Raw genomic sequence first — 14,407 nt, 5'->3', positions numbered from 1 at the left:
GCGGGGAGAAGGAAGGCGGCGAAGGCCGCGCAAATCTATCCGGGGGCGCGCATGACCACGCCGGTTCGCATCTGCTTTTTCGGCGACAGCTTCGTCAATGGAACCGGCGACGATGATGGTCTCGGCTGGGTGGGCCGGCTGGTCTCGCGGGAGCGCCACGGTGGGCGAGATGTCACCGCCTATAATCTCGGCATCCGCCGCGACACCAGCGCCGATATCGCCGCGCGCTGGCGCGAGGAGGCGCGGCGGCGTCTGCCGGCAGGCTCCGACGCGCGCTTGCTGTTTTCCTTCGGCGCCAATGATTGCGTGGAGGAGGAAGCGGGCCGTGCGCGCGTGCCGCTCGAGGAGACGCTCGTTCATGCGCAGAAAATGTTGCGCGAGGCCGCGACGCTCGCGCCCGTATTGATGGTCGGGCCGTTTCTGCCCGGCGCCGCGCGCATCGATCGCCTGTGTCCGCAATTGCAAAAGCTCTGCGCCGAGCTGCAAATTCCGTATATCGAGATGCGCGGCTTTGCCGCGAGCTGCGGCGTGCTTCTCCAAGAGGCGGCCGCCAGCGACGGCGCCCACCCCAATAGCGGCGGCTATGCGGCGCTGGCCGATTTCATCGGCGCGGCGTCGGAGTGGCGCATGTGGCTCGACGGCGAGCTCACGTCCGCCAAGGATGCGCCGGCAGATCGCTGACGCCGACGACGGCGACGCCGGCGAGCGCGACGGCATGGTCGTTCTCGACCGAGCTGCCGCTGACGCCTATCGCGCCGACAAGCACGCCATCCTCATCGACGATGGGCAGGCCGCCGGGGAAGGTGATGAGCCCGTCATTGGAATGCTCGATGCCGAAGAGCGGGCCGCCCGGCTGCGACAGCTTGCCGATCTCGCCCGTCGGCATGCCGAAGAAGACGGCCGTCTTCGCTTTCTTGATCGCAATGTCGATGCTGCCGACCCAGGCATCGTCCATGCGATAGAAGGCTTTCAGATCGGCGCCGGAATCGACGACGGCGATGCACATTTTCGTGCCGAGCTCGGAGGCGCGCTTGCGTGCAGCGGTGATGGCGGCTTCCGCCGCGGCGATATTGACATGCATCAGAGAGTCTCCTCGTCGCGCGAGCGCTGCGACACGACACAAATGGCTACGCCGAAGTCCCTTTCAAGTCCGTCACCTTTGGGCAATCGGCGCCGGTTGTGTCACAATGTTGCGCTCCGCCGGCCATTTGACGCGATAGGCGAGGCGCAGCTCTTTCGTCTCGCGCGGCTTGGCGTCGAAGCTCCAGCCCATCACGCCGCGCTTGTCGGCGATCTGCTTCGTCGTGGGAGCCGTCGTTTGCGGCAGCGTCTCCACTGTGATCGCTGTATTCTCCGAAAACGGAATCTGATCGACGACCGTCACCGGAACGATGAAATCGTGCAGATTCGTGACCGTGGTCTTGAAGTCGCGCGTCTCATATTTGGTCTGGCCGAACCAGCTCGGCTCATTCTCGACGCGCTTGACCGGCGCGCGCGCGACCTTGATCTTGTCGTCGGCGCCGAAGCCGAGCTCCACCGCCTCGCCCGGCGCGACGAAAGCGATGCGGCTCTGCCCCACATGCATTCCGTCGCGCTGCACGGCGACGGGGCCGGCCAGCAGCGGGGCGTCCTCCTCATTGAGGATTCGCGCCTCGAGAAAAGCCGTGGGATCGAGCGCCGGCGCGATGCGCGCGGCGAGCGTCGGCGTCATGCGGCGCGCGGTGAGAATAAAGCTCTTCGTCGTTCCGTCGCCCGGCACGCCGACGCGGCCGGAGATTTTGAAGCTCGCTTGAAAAGCGTTGGATTCCAGCGCGGCTGTCTGCTGCGCGACCGGCGCCGGCTCGGGCGCCGGCATCCTGGAGATTTCCGCTTTGCGCATCGGGCGCTCGGGCGCCGCAGCCGCCGGAGCGGCGAGCTTCTCCGAATAGAGAATCGGCGGCTCATAAAAGCTCACCCGCTGCGGCTGCACATCGGGGGCCGCTGCGCCGCGATGCGCGCGCGTCGTCGAGACGGAGAGCGCGACCTCGCCCCAATCCTCGCCCGTGTTCTGCGTCACCGCGGCGCGGCGGATGAATTCGAGCTGCGGCTTGCCCTCCGGGCCGCCGGTCTCGAGCCGCGCATCATAGGCGGGCCGCCAATAGGCGCCGGAGACGAGATAGGAGAGGGCCAATTGCAGCCTGCCGCCGCTCGCCGATTCGACCGCTATGGCGATCTCGCGCGACGGGCGCCGCGCCGCGCGCGCGCCGGTTCCCGCCTCGAGCGCATGGATCTCGTCGTCGAGCTCCTTCGCCTTGACGTGGGCGCCGCGCAATTCTTCGCCGGTTTTGGTCAATGCGGAGGCTATGGCGTCGAAGGCCGCGCTCCATTCGCCGATCGCGAGCGGCCGTGTCTCCGGGCCGAGCTTCTCCGGGCTCGCCTGCGAATAGCGCGCGATCATCGCCTGCTTGGCGGTGAGCGTGTCCAGCGTCACCTGCAGGCTCTCGCGCGCGCCGCGCAATTGCTTCAGCTTCGATTCGATCGCCGTGTCCGGCGCCTGCGTCTCCGCCGGCGCGAGCCGCGCCTCGACGGCGCCGATCGTCACGCGCCCATTCGCCTCGCCGGAGACGCGTAGCGAATCGGCGTCGAGCGCGAAGGGAAGATTTTTGAGGAGGACCGTCGCGGCGCCAGCGGGAAGATCGATCGTCGCTCTGCGCGTCACTGTCGCTGCGTCTGGATGGACGATGACGCCGTCGATCGTCGATGTCGCCTCGACGATCGTCTCCTTCGCCCATGCGGAAGACAGAGCGATCGAAGACACGCAAACGAGAGCCAAGACGCGAAGCCGCATGGGCCGCCTCCTCGAGGGAAAGAAGGCGACATCCGGCCCTATGCTTATGTCCTTTTCGCGGCGGCTCTCGCCGCTATGCGCGCTATCTCTCAGCTTTCGCCGCGGGCGTGGGCCGGTCGGTCAGCGTGTGCAGAAAGGCGACGATGGCGTCGATCTCGCCTTCGTCGAGCCGCGGCGTCTCGCCCGGCTTGCGATCATAAGGAACTTCCTTGACGTTCACATTGTCGTGATACGCCGCTGGCAGATCGTCGTATTTCGCGGTCGCGCCCTCTTTCTTGGGATACCAGCGCGCGGGATCGGTGTCGCGCGTCGCATAGAAGGCCACGACATCGCGCAGGCTGGCGAAGGCGCCATTGTGCAGATAAGGGCCGGTGACGGCGATGTTTCGCAAGGTCGGCGCCTTGAACTGTCCGCAGAGGCTGTCGATAGCGTAGCCCTTGGGCGCGACCTTGGTGAGGCCTTCGCGCTTGCAGAGGCCGAGATCGACGTGGGCCGGGTCTTTGTTGTCCGGTATGGCGGCGTTGCGCGGCGCGCCCAGCGCATCATAGCTGAAATCGGTGAACAGCCAGTCCTGCGGATGGCGCGATTTCTCCTCGCCGACATGGCAGGCGATGCAATTGCCTTTCTTTTTATCCTTGAACAGCGCGAAGCCCTTCGCCTCTTCGGCGGTCAATTTCTCGCGTCCGCGCAGAAAATCGTCGAATTTGGACGAGAAGGGATGAAAGCGCTCGCTGCTCTCATAGGCGGCGACCGCGCGCGCCAATTTGTCGAAGGCCGCGTCGCTGTCGAAGAGCTTCTCGCCATAGACGCGCCGCGCGAGATCGGCATAGGCGCCGGATTTTATCTTCTCGACCACGGCGGCTTTCGACGGATTGTTCATCTCGCGTGGATTGAGCAGCGGCCCTTCCACTTGCGCGGCGAGATCATCCGCGCGGCCGTCCCAAAATTGTCCGCCGACGGGAACCAGCTCCGTCTCGCCGGTCTCCTCGTCCTTCTTCTTCATGAAATGAAAGCGCGGGCTGAAGGAGACGTAAGCGAGCGAGGGCGTCTTGCGGGTTCCGAGCGCATCCGGCCGGCTGCCGCGCGCGAGCGCCGCGATGGGCGAGCCATTATTGCCTTGAAACGCCTTGGCGGGGTCATGGCAGGAGGCGCAGGAGAGGCCCGCCGGCTCCGAGAGATTCTTATCCTCGAAAATTCGTTTCCCCAGCAGCTCGCGCGGCGAGAGATGAGCCTCATCGGCCGCTCGCGCATCGCTCGTGGTCGATTCGAGGCTCGCCGCCGGCGAGGCCGCGGCGAGCAGAATGAAAAAAGCGCGCGACAATGTCGAGAGGCGCGATCGAGTGGCGAGCGCCATTTTCAGATTCTCCGATCGCGAGAGGGAACTCTCCGAATGAGCAGGGCGCACGAAATCTAGTGAAGGAGCGCCAATCCCGTCAAACTCCATAGATTGGATCGGTTCCAAACAATGCCCTCGCTACTTCAGCCGTGCGAGGGCTCCGGCTGGGCGACGAAGAGCAGGATGAGGCCGAGCGAGCCGATGAATCGAAAGGCCGGCTGCTGGAAGTTCCAATCAACGGAACGCCACATCTGGAACCACTCGCCGCCGATGATCATGAAGCCGAAAAAATAGAGCGCGAAGCCGAGCGCGAGCCCGCCTATGGCCCATTGCTTCGCTGTTTCGAAGCGCGCCGCATCGCCCTTTCGTGCGCCAAAAAGCCGCAGCGCGCCATAGAGGCAGAGCGCCCCATAGGCGAGCTCCGTCGCGATGATCCCGGCATAGAACAGCCGCTGCAGCGTGTCGGAGAGAATGGCGCGGCTCATCAGCGCGGCGTCGGCATGGGTCGTGTCCATGGAGACGACATGGCGAAGGACCTCGAAATTCGTGCCATAATCGAAAATATTGCCGAGCCCGGTGACGAGGCCGAGCAAGCCAGCGCAGGCGGTGAGCAGGATTTTGGCGATGCGGGCGATCATGCGTGGGTCCTCCCCAGAGTCGATTCGGATCTATGTTCTGCCGATGATGCGCGCGAGACGGCGATGGCGATGATCGCGACATTGGCGCAGATTTTTTTCATTCTCGCCTTCCTTCTCTTGCTCGGCGGCGCGCTGATCGCTGCCTCCGACGCTGGCGTGCGGCGCGCCTTTCGCATCGCGCTGCATCGGCGCGTCGCGCGGTTGCGGGCGCCGCGCTACGCCATCGTCGGCGACAGTCTCGCGGCGCAATGCGACTGGCGCCCGCTCCGCCGGCGCCCCTTCGACGTGCTGCGCCTCTGCCTCGGCGGCGCGACGCTGAAGGATATAGGCGCGCAAATCGTCGAGGCGCGCATGATGTGCGCGCGCTGCTTCATCATCGATGGCGGCTTGAACGATCTTCTCTTCGACGCGGCGCCGCTCGCGCAGATCGACCATGATTTTCGCGCGCTGCTGCGCCGCCTGCCGGAGGATGCGCGCGGCGTTCTGATGCTCGCGCCCCATGTCGCCGACGCCGCCCAGGCGCCGCGCATAGACGAGATCAATGCGCTGATGCGCGCGCTCGCCGAGGCGCGCGGGCTCGCGGTCGTCGATCTGGCGCCGCAGCTTTCGCAAGACGGCGCGCGGCGGCCCGAGATGACCGATGACGGCCTGCATTTCTCTCCGCTCGCCGCGAAGCTATGGGTGCGGGCGGCGCGAGAACGCCTTCTTCGCGATGGGCTCGCCTGAGCGCGGCGCGCCCTATGTAACGCGGCGCGGGCGCAATTCCACCGGCGCTCGCGCTCACGCCAATGCGCGAAGGAGGTCGTAAAAATGGGTCTCTTCAATTTCTGGAACAACTCGAAGAGCGGCGAGCAGATCGACAAGAATGCGCCTTCGCCCAAGGGCGCGACCGATAACGCCGCCGCGCCCGCCGATGAATTGAAGAAGGAGATCGAGAAGAAAGGTCTCGACGCCTCCAAGATCGAAATCTCGGTCGAGGGCGACAAGGTGAAGCTCGGCGGCAAGGCGTCTTCGACCAGCGACGCGGAGAAGATCGTGCTCGCCGTGGGCAACACCAAGGGCGTCTCGCAGGTCGAGAGCAATATCGTCGTCGGTAAGCAGGAAACGGAATCCTTCTTCTACAAGGTGCGCCAGGGCGACACGCTGTGGAAGATCGCCGAGACGCAATATGGCCAGGGCAAGGGCGGAAAATACGAAGAGATTTTCGCCGCCAATCGGCCGTTGCTCTCCGATCCCGACAAGATCTATCCCGGCCAGGTGCTGCGTATTCCCAAGGCCCAAGGCGCCGCCGGCCAGGCCTGACGCTCACTGTCACGCGGCCTCTCTCGGGAGGCCGCGTCACGCATTCGGGAAAAAGCGGCGGCGCGCGCGGGAGCTATTCTTAAAATGCGCGCCCGACATTGAAAACGAGTTGCCTCGCAAACGCGCGCGCCACATATTCTGCGCCGCAAAAAAAATCATACGTGATCGAGGCGAAGCGTTGAACCTCCGCATCTATCGTCGCGCGCCATATCTCGCGATGCTCGCAGTGACTTTGTCTCTCTCCGTCATTGCGAGCGCGCGCTCGTCGCGAGCGGACGAGTTGCCGCAGCGTCGGCCCGGTCTCTGGCGCATAAAAACAATATCGCCGGACGTGGGACTGCAGTCGCATGACGTCTGCATCGAAGCGGGCGACGGCATCCTCGGCGCTCCGCAGGACAATTGCACGAAGCCGACGGTCGAATCCGCGCAAGGCGGCGAGGTCATCGTCACCTTCTCATGCGATCTCCATGGCGCGCGCGAGGTGACGAGCCTCTTGCTCACCGGCGATTTCTCGAGCTGGTATCGCGCGCAATCGAAGACGACGCTCACGCAAAAGAGCGGCGCCACGCGCGAGCGCTCCGGCTTCACCATAGACGCGAAATTTCTGCAGCCCGAATGCCCGAAGCCGTGACGCCTCAACGCTTGGGCGCGAGGCCGACGATATAGGCGGAGAGCGAGTCGATCTCATCCGGCGTGAGGATGAGATTGGGCATGTTCCGATGCGAGCTGCGCAGAAAAACCTTGATCGCCAGCTCGGTCGTCGAGGGCATGCGCGCCACATCGACGAAGCTGGGCGCCTTGGCGGCCTCGTCCTTGGCCGGCGTCTTCTCGTCGATGCGATGACATTCGACGCAGAGCGAGGCGGCGAGACGCCGCCCGGCCGCAGGATCGCTCGATTGCGCCAGCGCCGGCGCCGCGACGCCTCCGCAAGCGAGGAAGGCTAGAAACATCGGCGTCGCGCGATTCATGGCTCTACCTCCGAAACGACGGCATGCAATGCCTATATGGTGAAATCGCCGCGCTTGAAAATCGACACCAGCGTGATTCCTTTTTCGGCGAGCTTTTCCGCCGCGCCTTCCTCACGGTCGATCACGACCAGCGCGCGCGTCGCTCTCGCCTCCGGGTGCTCCTCCACCATGCCGGCGATGGCCTCCAATATAGAGCCGCCCGTCGTCGCCACATCGTCCACGATCAGCGCCTCGCCGCCCTTGGGCACATAGCCGTCGATGCGCTCCTTGGCGCCATGGCCCTTGGCCTCCTTGCGCACGAAGAAAGCGTCGACCGGCGCGCCCTTGGGAAAGCTCACCGCCGCGATGGCCGCCACCATGGGCACGGCGCCCACGGCCAGCCCGCCGACGCCCTTTATTCCCTGCGCCTTCATATAGTCGACGACGATATCGGCGATGAGATGCGCGCCCTCCGGCAGCATGGTCGTCTGGCGCAGCTGGAAGAGATAATTGCTCTTGCGGCCCGAGGAGAGCGTGAAATCGCCGCGCAGCAGCGAATGCGTGTCGATCAGCCGATGCAGCCGCGCCCAGCGCGGATCGGCGGAATCGAGAACGGCGTCGGGACGGGAAGGCGCGCGCGTGTCGCTCATGGGCTGTCGAAACTCCGCTGTCGATCGTGAGAAATAGGCCGGGAGCCGGCTGCGGTCCCTTACGCCGAGGAACTCGCGGACTTCAAGCCGGTTCCTTCCCCTGGCGCGCGCCCGGCCTGCCCTTGGCTCGCGCCCGGCGGGCGGGAGCGGGGAAAAATTATGCGGAACAAAAAAAGAACTTGGCGAAGAGAACAAATGCGATACAATCTGCCCATCCGATCTTCGCGTCCGATATCGCCTGATCCTCGCAAGTCTTTCACCGCTCTTTCGTTCCCGGGCCGCATCTTGCGTTGCGCCTGCCGCCCTGCCTGTGCCAGAAGGAATCATCGCCGTGAGCCAAGCCAATCTCCGCCTCGTGGAAGGAACCTCCGTGGACAAGACCAAGGCGCTGGACGCCGCTTTGTCGCAGATCGAGCGGGCCTTCGGCAAAGGCTCGATCATGCGGCTCGGCAAGAATCAGAAAGCCGTCGAGATCGAGACCATCTCCACCGGCTCGCTCGGGCTCGATATCGCGCTCGGCGTCGGCGGCCTGCCGCGCGGCCGTGTCGTGGAGATCTACGGGCCGGAATCATCGGGCAAGACGACGCTGACGCTGCATGTGATCGCCGAGGCGCAGAAGAAGGGCGGCGTCTGCGCCTTCGTCGACGCCGAGCATGCGCTCGATCCGGTCTACGCCCGCAAGCTCGGGGTCAATCTCGAGGAGCTGCTGATCTCGCAGCCGGACACGGGCGAGCAGGCGCTGGAGATCACCGACACTCTGGTGCGCTCCGGCGCGGTGGATGTGCTCGTCGTCGATTCGGTCGCCGCGCTGACGCCGCGCGCCGAGATCGAGGGCGAGATGGGTGACGTGCAGCCCGGCCTGCAGGCGCGGCTGATGAGCCAGGCGCTGCGCAAGCTCACCGCCTCCATCTCGCGCTCCAACACGCTCGTCATCTTCATCAATCAGATCCGCATGAAGATCGGCGTGATGTATGGCTCGCCGGAGACGACGACCGGCGGCAACGCCTTGAAATTCTACGCTTCCGTCCGGCTCGACATTCGCCGCATCGGCTCCATCAAGGACCGCGACGAGGTCACCGGCAACCAGACCCGCGTCAAGGTCGTCAAGAATAAGGTCGCTCCGCCTTTCAAGCAGGTCGAGTTCGACATCATGTATGGTGAGGGCATCTCCAAGGTCGGCGAGCTCGTCGATCTCGGGGTGAAGGCCGGCGTCGTCGAGAAATCCGGGGCTTGGTTCTCCTATGACAGCCAGCGTCTCGGCCAGGGCCGCGAGAACGCCAAGACCTTCCTCAGGCAGAACAAAGAGGCCGCCGAGCGGATCGAGCAGGCGATCCGCGAGAATTCGGGCCTCATCGCCGAGCGCATCCTCGACGCCGGCGGCGAGGAGGATGGCGCTGGCGGCGAGGAGTGAGTCGGGCGATCGCCGAAGGTGAAGCGAGGACGTTCCACCCTTTGAGGGAAGGGTCGGACGGCGCAGCCGTCCGGGGCTGGGTTCCCCCACGGAGACTCCAGAACATCACTCCCTTCTGCGATCCGCGCGGCCTGTTCCACTTCGCGGACAAATGCTCTAGAAGGGCTCGGTTCGCGCCGGGCCTTTTCCTTTTCCCAGCGACGGTTACGGCCGAGCGCGCGTTCGATGGCCATTTGTGCCGAACAAGCGGGCGACAAGAACCGATATGAGTGGCGTCAACCAGATCCGTTCGACCTTCCTCGACTATTTCTCGCGCAATGGACACGAGAAGGTCGCATCCTCGCCGCTCGTCCCGCAGAACGACCCCACGCTGATGTTCACCAACGCCGGCATGGTGCAGTTCAAGAATGTCTTCACCGGCTTCGAGAAGCGCCATTACGCGCGCGCCACCACGGCGCAGAAATGCATGCGCGCCGGCGGCAAGCACAATGATCTCGACAATGTCGGCTACACCGCCCGGCATCTGACCTTCTTCGAGATGCTCGGCAATTTCTCCTTCGGCGATTATTTCAAGGAAGGCGCGATCGAGCTCGCCTGGAATTTCGTCGCCCGCGAGCTCGCCCTGCCGCGCGAAAAGCTGCTGGTCACTGTCTATCACGACGACGATGAGGCGTTTTCGCTGTGGAAAAAGATCGCCGGCTTCTCCGACGATCGCATCATCCGCATCCCCACGGCCGATAATTTCTGGAGCATGGGCGACGTCGGCCCTTGCGGCCCTTGCTCCGAGATTTTCTTCGATCAGGGCGACAGCGTCGCCGGCGGCCCGCCCGGCAGCCCGGACGAGGATGGCGACCGGTTCCTGGAATTCTGGAACCTCGTCTTCATGCAATATGATCAGACCGCGCCCGGCGAGCGCGCGCCGCTGCCACGGCCCTCGATCGACACAGGCATGGGTCTCGAGCGCATCGCCGCCCTGTTGCAGGGCGTGCATTCGGTCTTCGAGGTCGATCTTTTCCGCCGCCTTATCGGCGCCGTGGCCGACGCCACCAACGTCGATTCGGCCGGACCGCAGGCGGCGAGCCATCGCGTCATCGCCGATCATTTGCGCGCCTCGGCCTTCCTCGTCGCCGATGGCGTGACGCCCTCCAATGAGGGCCGCGGCTATGTGCTCCGCCGAATCATGCGCCGCGCCATGCGCCACGCGCAGCTTCTCGGCGCCGCCGAGCCTTTGATGCATAGGCTCGTCGGCGCCCTCGTCTCCGAGATGGGGCTCGCCTATCCCGAGCTGACGCGCGCCGAAAGCCTCATTCGCGACACGCTGCTGACCGAGGAGACACGCTTCCGCCAGACTTTGGCGCGCGGTCTCTCCATCCTCGACGAGGAGAGCGCCTCGCTGACCGCAGGCGCGAGCTTTTCCGGCGAGACCGCCTTCAAGCTCTACGACACTTACGGCTTTCCGCTCGATCTCACCGAAGATGCGCTGCGCCCGCGCGGGATCGTTGTCGACAAGCCGGCTTTCGAGAAAGCCATGGAGCGCCAGCGCGCTGAGGCGCGCAAGGCCTGGGCCGGCTCCGGCGAGACGGCGACCGAGGCCGTCTGGTTTGCGCTCGAGGAACGTCTCGGCGCGACCGAATTTCTCGGCTATGACCGGGAGAAGTCTGAGGGCCAGATTGTCGCCCTTCTCCATGAAGGGGCGGAAACGTTCCGGCTCGAGACCGGCGCGCGCGGCGCCGTGCTGCTCAATCAGACCCCCTTCTACGCCGAATCGGGCGGCCAGATCGGCGATATGGGCGTCATGCGCGCCAAGGGCGTGCGCTTTCGCGTCACCAACACGCAAAAGAAGGTTCACGGCCTTTTCGTCCATGAGGGCGTGGTGGAGGAGGGCGCGCTCGTCCCCGGCCTCGCCCTCGAGCTGGAAGTCGAGCACGCCCGTCGCAACGCCGTGCGCGCCAATCATTCGGCGACGCATATTCTGCACGAGGCTTTACGCCGCGTACTCGGCGATCATGTCGCGCAAAAGGGCTCGCTCGTCGCGCCGGATCGGCTGCGCTTCGACTTCACCCATCCCAAGCCGCTGAGCGAGGAAGAGATCGCCGCCGTCGAGCAGATCGCCAATGAGGTGGTGCAGGACAACGCCCCGGTCGAGACGCGGTTGATGGGCCAGGACGAGGCCATTCGCTCCGGCGCCCGCGCGCTGTTCGGCGAGAAATACGGCGATGAGGTGCGCGTCGTCGCCATGGGCCATGCCCCCGTCGACGTCGATCGCGCCTTTTCGGTCGAGCTCTGCGGCGGCACCCATGTGCGCCGCACCGGCGACATCGGCCTCATCAGCATCGTCTCGCAGGGCGCCGTCGCCTCCGGCGTGCGCCGCATCGAGGCCAAGACGGCGGAAGGCGCCCGCGCCCAGCTCGTTTCCGAGGCCAAGGCGCTGCGCGAGATCGCCGCACTCGTGCGCGCCTCCATCGAGGAGGCGCCCGCCCGGCTCGCGAGCCTGATCGAGGAGCGCAAGAGCCTGGAGCGCGAGCTCGCCGACGCCAAGCGCAAGCTGGCCATGGGCGGCGGCGGCAATGGCGGGGCGGAGCCGATCCGCGACGTGGCCGGCGTCAAGCTGTTCGCCAAAGCGGTCAGCGGAATAGACGCCAAGGATTTGAAGTCGCTGGTCGATGAGGCCAAGAAGACGATCGGCTCCGGCGTCGTCGCCATCGCCAACGCTTCGGCCGATGGCAAGGCTGGCGTCGTCGTCGGCGTGACCGCCGATCTCACCGCGCGCTACAACGCCGTCGATCTGGTGCGCGTCGCTTCCGAGAAGCTCGGCGGCAAGGGCGGCGGCGGGCGGCCAGATCTCGCCCAGGCCGGCGGTCCCGACGCCACAGCGCTCGAAGCCGCGCTGACAGCGATCGAGGAGACGCTGCGGGTCAAGGCGGCGCTGTGAGCGAGCGAGGCGGCGCAGAGACCGAGGAGTCGCCGTCCCGCCTCCGTCGCCGCGTCCATATTCTGCTCGACAGCGGCGGCGTCGGCGACCGCGCCGCGCAAATCACCCATGGCGCGCTGATGGCGCTGGTCATTCTCTCCGTCGGCGCGGTGATCCTCGAATCCGATCCCGATCACGCCGCGCGCTATGGCGCGCTCTTCCGCGCCGTGGAATATGTCGCCGTCGCCGCCTTCAGCGTCGAATATGCGCTGCGCATCTGGAGCGCGCCGGACCATGCGCTCTATGCCGCGATGCGCCCCGGACGCGCGCGCCTCGCCTTCTTCTGCTCGGTTTCGGCGCTGGTCGATCTCATCGCCATCGCGCCATTCTATCTTTCCGTCATCATCGCCGCGGATCTCCGCGTGCTCTTGTTCCTGCGTCTCGCGCGCTTCTTCAAATTGGCGCGCTATTCGCCGGGCATACGCTCCATCTTCGCCGTGCTGGAGGCCGAGCGCAAAGCGCTCGCCGCTTCCGGCATCGTGCTGTTCGGCGTGGTGCTGTTCATGGCGACGGCCATGCATATCGCCGAGCATGACGCGCAGCCGGAGGCTTTCCGCTCCATTCCCGCCGCCATGTGGTGGGCGATCCAGACCATTGCGACGGTCGGCTATGGCGATGTGGTGCCGCATACGCCGGCGGGCCGCGTCATCGCCGCAATCTCCATGGTGATGGGCTTCGTCATGCTGGGCCTGCCGGTCGGCATCGTCGCCACCGCTTTCGCGGAGGAGATTCATCGGCGCGAATTCGTCGTCACCTGGAGCATGGTGGCCAAGGCGCCGCTGTTCGCCACGCTCGACGCATCGGCGATCGCCGAGATCATGCGCTATTTGCGCGCGCAATCTCTGCCGGCGGGCGCGCTGATCGTGCGCCGCGGCGAGCCGGCGCATTCCATGTATTTCATCGCCGCCGGCGAGGTGGAGGTGGAGCTGCCGAGCGGGATGGCGCGGCTCGGCGAGGGGCAGTTCTTCGGCGAGATCGCGCTTTTGCGCAAGACGCGCCGTACCGCCAATGTGCGCGCCGCGACGCCGATAAAGCTGCTGATTCTCGACGCTTTCGACCTACATGTTTTCACGCAGCGCAATCCGGAGATCGGACGCCATATAGAGGCGGTCGCGGCGAGCCGCTCGGAGTTCCGGCCCGTGGCCCCGGAAGGCGATCTTCGCGAAGGCGATCTCGTGGAAGCGGAAATCGACGCGCGCGACCTTCCGCCGCGGGAGGACGGCCCGTGATGGCGAGAGGGCGCCCCTGACAAAACGGGCGCGCGCGCCTTAGATCGAGGAGAGGAGGGAGCGCTCATGCATGAGAAAATCCTTATTCCGCTCGATTTGACCGAGCCGGACCTGACGCGGCTCGCGCTGGACGAGGCGCTCGCCCTCGCCAAGGGCTCGCCGCAGCCCAAGCTTCGCCTCGTCAATGTGCAATCTCTGGTGCCCGTCGCCTTCATCGACTACATCCCGCCGAATTTCGACGAGGAGCTGCGCACGTCGGCCGAGCAGGAGCTCGCCGATGTCGCGACCAAGATCGACTATCCCAAGAATCTGGTGACGACGGTGGTGCGCTTCGGCGCGATCTATCCGGAGGTGCTGGCGGAGGCGGAGGAGTGGGGCGCCGATCTCATCGTGCTCGGCTCGCATCGGCCGGCCATGTCCACCTATCTGCTCGGCTCCAACGCCAAGACCATCGTCCGCCACGCCAAATGCTCCGTGCTGGTGGTGCGGCGATAGAGTGCTCGCGTGAAGAGATAATGAGATCGAGAGTCGTTCCGGTTCGATCCTAACCGGAACGACTGTACGGGGGAGCGCCCTCGGCCGGTCTGTCCAAAGGCGCAGCGGCGCTGCTCAATCCTTGCGCTCTCTCTTGGCGCGGACGCGCTCGCGGACGCATTCCTGAATGAAGGCGCGCTGGCTCGCCCGTTCGATCCCGCGCGCGGTCGCCTCCTGCCGGCACTGCTGCCGCTCGACGCGCGTCGAGACGCGGCCGAAATAGCAACGCCCCAAAAAGGCCTCGCGTTCCGGCCCGACGAGGTTGCGCTCGTTGGCGCGCCCCTGGCAGGCGTGGCGGATGCGTCTCGCCTCGAATTTGGTGAGCCGCTTGCGGACCGGCGCCGGCTGCGCCGATTTGCCCGCGAGCGCCGGCGGCGCGGCGGGCGCGACAGGCGCGGGCTCCAGCGCCGGCGGCTTGTCCGCGCCATTGGCGGCGAATGCCGGCGACGCCGGCGTCGCGGCCGAAAGGGCGCAGATCAGCAGTCCCCAAAATCCGACGGCGATGCGGCGGGCGGGGCGGGCGCTCGGGGCGAGCGAAACGGATGTCATTTTCTTGTCTCGC

The 14,407-nt window shown here is 65.7% G+C and carries 15 protein-coding genes; 8 read left to right on the top strand and 7 right to left on the bottom strand.

Annotated features, from left to right (window positions below; translation table 11 throughout):
- Positions 1-51 precede the first annotated feature (51 nt).
- A complete protein-coding gene (locus METLW3_RS0118150; protein WP_024881246.1) occupies positions 52-681 on the top strand; it encodes a GDSL-type esterase/lipase family protein in 630 nt (209 codons plus the stop codon).
- On the opposite strand, the gene METLW3_RS0118145 is transcribed toward METLW3_RS0118150, so the two are convergent.
- The 4 genes from METLW3_RS0118145 to METLW3_RS0118130 all read right to left on the bottom strand — a co-directional run bounded on the left by METLW3_RS0118145 (position 647) and on the right by METLW3_RS0118130 (position 4,801).
- Positions 647-1,081, bottom strand: coding sequence for a heme-binding protein (locus tag METLW3_RS0118145; RefSeq protein ID WP_018267805.1), 435 nt, complete (start codon positions 1,079-1,081; stop codon positions 647-649). The two genes, METLW3_RS0118150 and METLW3_RS0118145, sit on opposite strands and share 35 nt — an antisense overlap.
- 72 nt (positions 1,082-1,153) lie before the next feature.
- Positions 1,154-2,827, bottom strand: a complete 1,674-nt coding sequence (locus tag METLW3_RS0118140) for a mucoidy inhibitor MuiA family protein (RefSeq protein WP_024881245.1) — start codon at positions 2,825-2,827, stop codon at positions 1,154-1,156.
- Between the two features lie 82 nt (positions 2,828-2,909).
- Positions 2,910-4,181 (bottom strand): cytochrome c peroxidase, encoded by a 1,272-nt coding sequence (locus tag METLW3_RS0118135; RefSeq protein ID WP_024881244.1) that lies wholly within the window; start codon positions 4,179-4,181, stop codon positions 2,910-2,912.
- Positions 4,182-4,306: 125 nt separating this feature from the next.
- Complete coding sequence (locus METLW3_RS0118130) at positions 4,307-4,801, bottom strand: DUF2165 domain-containing protein (RefSeq protein ID WP_024881243.1); 495 nt, start codon at positions 4,799-4,801, stop codon at positions 4,307-4,309.
- Between the two features lie 63 nt (positions 4,802-4,864).
- Here METLW3_RS0118130 and METLW3_RS0118125 point away from each other — a divergent pair, with 63 nt between their 5' ends.
- From METLW3_RS0118125 to METLW3_RS0118110, 3 genes are all read left to right on the top strand, one after another.
- Positions 4,865-5,527 (top strand): GDSL-type esterase/lipase family protein, encoded by a 663-nt coding sequence (locus tag METLW3_RS0118125; protein ID WP_024881242.1) that lies wholly within the window; start codon positions 4,865-4,867, stop codon positions 5,525-5,527.
- A gap of 84 nt (positions 5,528-5,611) precedes the next feature.
- Positions 5,612-6,103 carry a peptidoglycan-binding protein LysM gene (lysM, locus tag METLW3_RS0118120; protein ID WP_024881241.1) on the top strand — a complete coding sequence of 164 codons (492 nt, stop codon included), beginning with the start codon at positions 5,612-5,614 and terminating at the stop codon, positions 6,101-6,103.
- 217 nt (positions 6,104-6,320) lie between these two features.
- Positions 6,321-6,734 (top strand): DUF3617 family protein, encoded by a 414-nt coding sequence (locus tag METLW3_RS0118110; protein ID WP_036309766.1) that lies wholly within the window; start codon positions 6,321-6,323, stop codon positions 6,732-6,734.
- A gap of 4 nt (positions 6,735-6,738) precedes the next feature.
- On the opposite strand, the gene METLW3_RS0118105 is transcribed toward METLW3_RS0118110, so the two are convergent.
- Together METLW3_RS0118105 and pyrE are read right to left on the bottom strand one after the other, a co-directional pair.
- Entirely contained in the window at positions 6,739-7,071 is a 333-nt protein-coding gene (locus METLW3_RS0118105) for a c-type cytochrome (protein ID WP_024881239.1), read from the bottom strand.
- A gap of 32 nt (positions 7,072-7,103) precedes the next feature.
- On the bottom strand, positions 7,104-7,700 hold the full coding sequence (gene pyrE, locus METLW3_RS0118100; RefSeq protein WP_024881238.1) for an orotate phosphoribosyltransferase: 597 nt from the start codon (positions 7,698-7,700) through the stop codon (positions 7,104-7,106).
- 331 nt (positions 7,701-8,031) lie between these two features.
- Between pyrE and recA the strand changes: the two genes are divergently transcribed.
- The 4 genes from recA (at position 8,032) to METLW3_RS0118080 (ending at position 13,806) form a co-directional block, all read left to right on the top strand.
- Entirely contained in the window at positions 8,032-9,111 is a 1,080-nt protein-coding gene (gene recA, locus METLW3_RS0118095) for a recombinase RecA (protein ID WP_024881237.1), read from the top strand.
- A 265-nt stretch (positions 9,112-9,376) separates the two neighbouring features.
- Positions 9,377-12,043, top strand: a complete 2,667-nt coding sequence (gene alaS, locus METLW3_RS0118090) for an alanine--tRNA ligase (RefSeq protein WP_024881236.1) — start codon at positions 9,377-9,379, stop codon at positions 12,041-12,043.
- On the top strand, positions 12,040-13,311 hold the full coding sequence (locus METLW3_RS0118085; RefSeq protein WP_024881235.1) for a cyclic nucleotide-gated ion channel: 1,272 nt from the start codon (positions 12,040-12,042) through the stop codon (positions 13,309-13,311). The genes alaS and METLW3_RS0118085 overlap by 4 nt, the downstream gene beginning before the upstream one ends.
- A 66-nt stretch (positions 13,312-13,377) precedes the next feature.
- A complete protein-coding gene (locus METLW3_RS0118080) occupies positions 13,378-13,806 on the top strand; it encodes a universal stress protein (RefSeq protein ID WP_024881234.1) in 429 nt (142 codons plus the stop codon).
- Between the two features lie 114 nt (positions 13,807-13,920).
- Here METLW3_RS0118080 and METLW3_RS27020 read toward each other — a convergent pair whose 3' ends face one another.
- Positions 13,921-14,394, bottom strand: a complete 474-nt coding sequence (locus METLW3_RS27020; protein ID WP_024881233.1) for a hypothetical protein — start codon at positions 14,392-14,394, stop codon at positions 13,921-13,923.
- Positions 14,395-14,407: the final 13 nt, after the last annotated feature.

This window comes from Methylosinus sp. LW3 (assembly GCF_000527115.1).
Classification (GTDB): Bacteria; Pseudomonadota; Alphaproteobacteria; order Rhizobiales; family Beijerinckiaceae; genus Methylosinus.
The sequence above is the reverse complement of the archived record's forward strand: the minus strand, read 5'-3'. Positions and strand labels throughout refer to the sequence as shown.

Bases quoted from the DNA above. Each gene is read 5' to 3' on its own strand.
- METLW3_RS0118145 (WP_018267805.1), bottom strand. From the start codon at position 1,081: ATGCATGTCAATATCGCCGCGGCGGAAGCCGCCATCACCGCTGCACGC.
- METLW3_RS0118135 (WP_024881244.1), bottom strand. From the start codon at position 4,181: ATGGCGCTCGCCACTCGATCGCGCCTCTCGACATTGTCGCGCGCTTTT.
- pyrE (WP_024881238.1), bottom strand. From the start codon at position 7,700: ATGAGCGACACGCGCGCGCCTTCCCGTCCCGACGCCGTTCTCGATTCC.
- METLW3_RS27020 (WP_024881233.1), bottom strand. From the start codon at position 14,394: ATGACATCCGTTTCGCTCGCCCCGAGCGCCCGCCCCGCCCGCCGCATC.
- METLW3_RS0118130 (WP_024881243.1), bottom strand. From the start codon at position 4,801: ATGATCGCCCGCATCGCCAAAATCCTGCTCACCGCCTGCGCTGGCTTG.
- METLW3_RS0118080 (WP_024881234.1), top strand. From the start codon at position 13,378: ATGCATGAGAAAATCCTTATTCCGCTCGATTTGACCGAGCCGGACCTG.
- lysM (WP_024881241.1), top strand. From the start codon at position 5,612: ATGGGTCTCTTCAATTTCTGGAACAACTCGAAGAGCGGCGAGCAGATC.
- alaS (WP_024881236.1), top strand. From the start codon at position 9,377: ATGAGTGGCGTCAACCAGATCCGTTCGACCTTCCTCGACTATTTCTCG.
- METLW3_RS0118125 (WP_024881242.1), top strand. From the start codon at position 4,865: ATGGCGATGATCGCGACATTGGCGCAGATTTTTTTCATTCTCGCCTTC.
- METLW3_RS0118150 (WP_024881246.1), top strand. From the start codon at position 52: ATGACCACGCCGGTTCGCATCTGCTTTTTCGGCGACAGCTTCGTCAAT.
- METLW3_RS0118140 (WP_024881245.1), bottom strand. From the start codon at position 2,827: ATGCGGCTTCGCGTCTTGGCTCTCGTTTGCGTGTCTTCGATCGCTCTG.
- METLW3_RS0118110 (WP_036309766.1), top strand. From the start codon at position 6,321: ATGCTCGCAGTGACTTTGTCTCTCTCCGTCATTGCGAGCGCGCGCTCG.
- METLW3_RS0118105 (WP_024881239.1), bottom strand. From the start codon at position 7,071: ATGAATCGCGCGACGCCGATGTTTCTAGCCTTCCTCGCTTGCGGAGGC.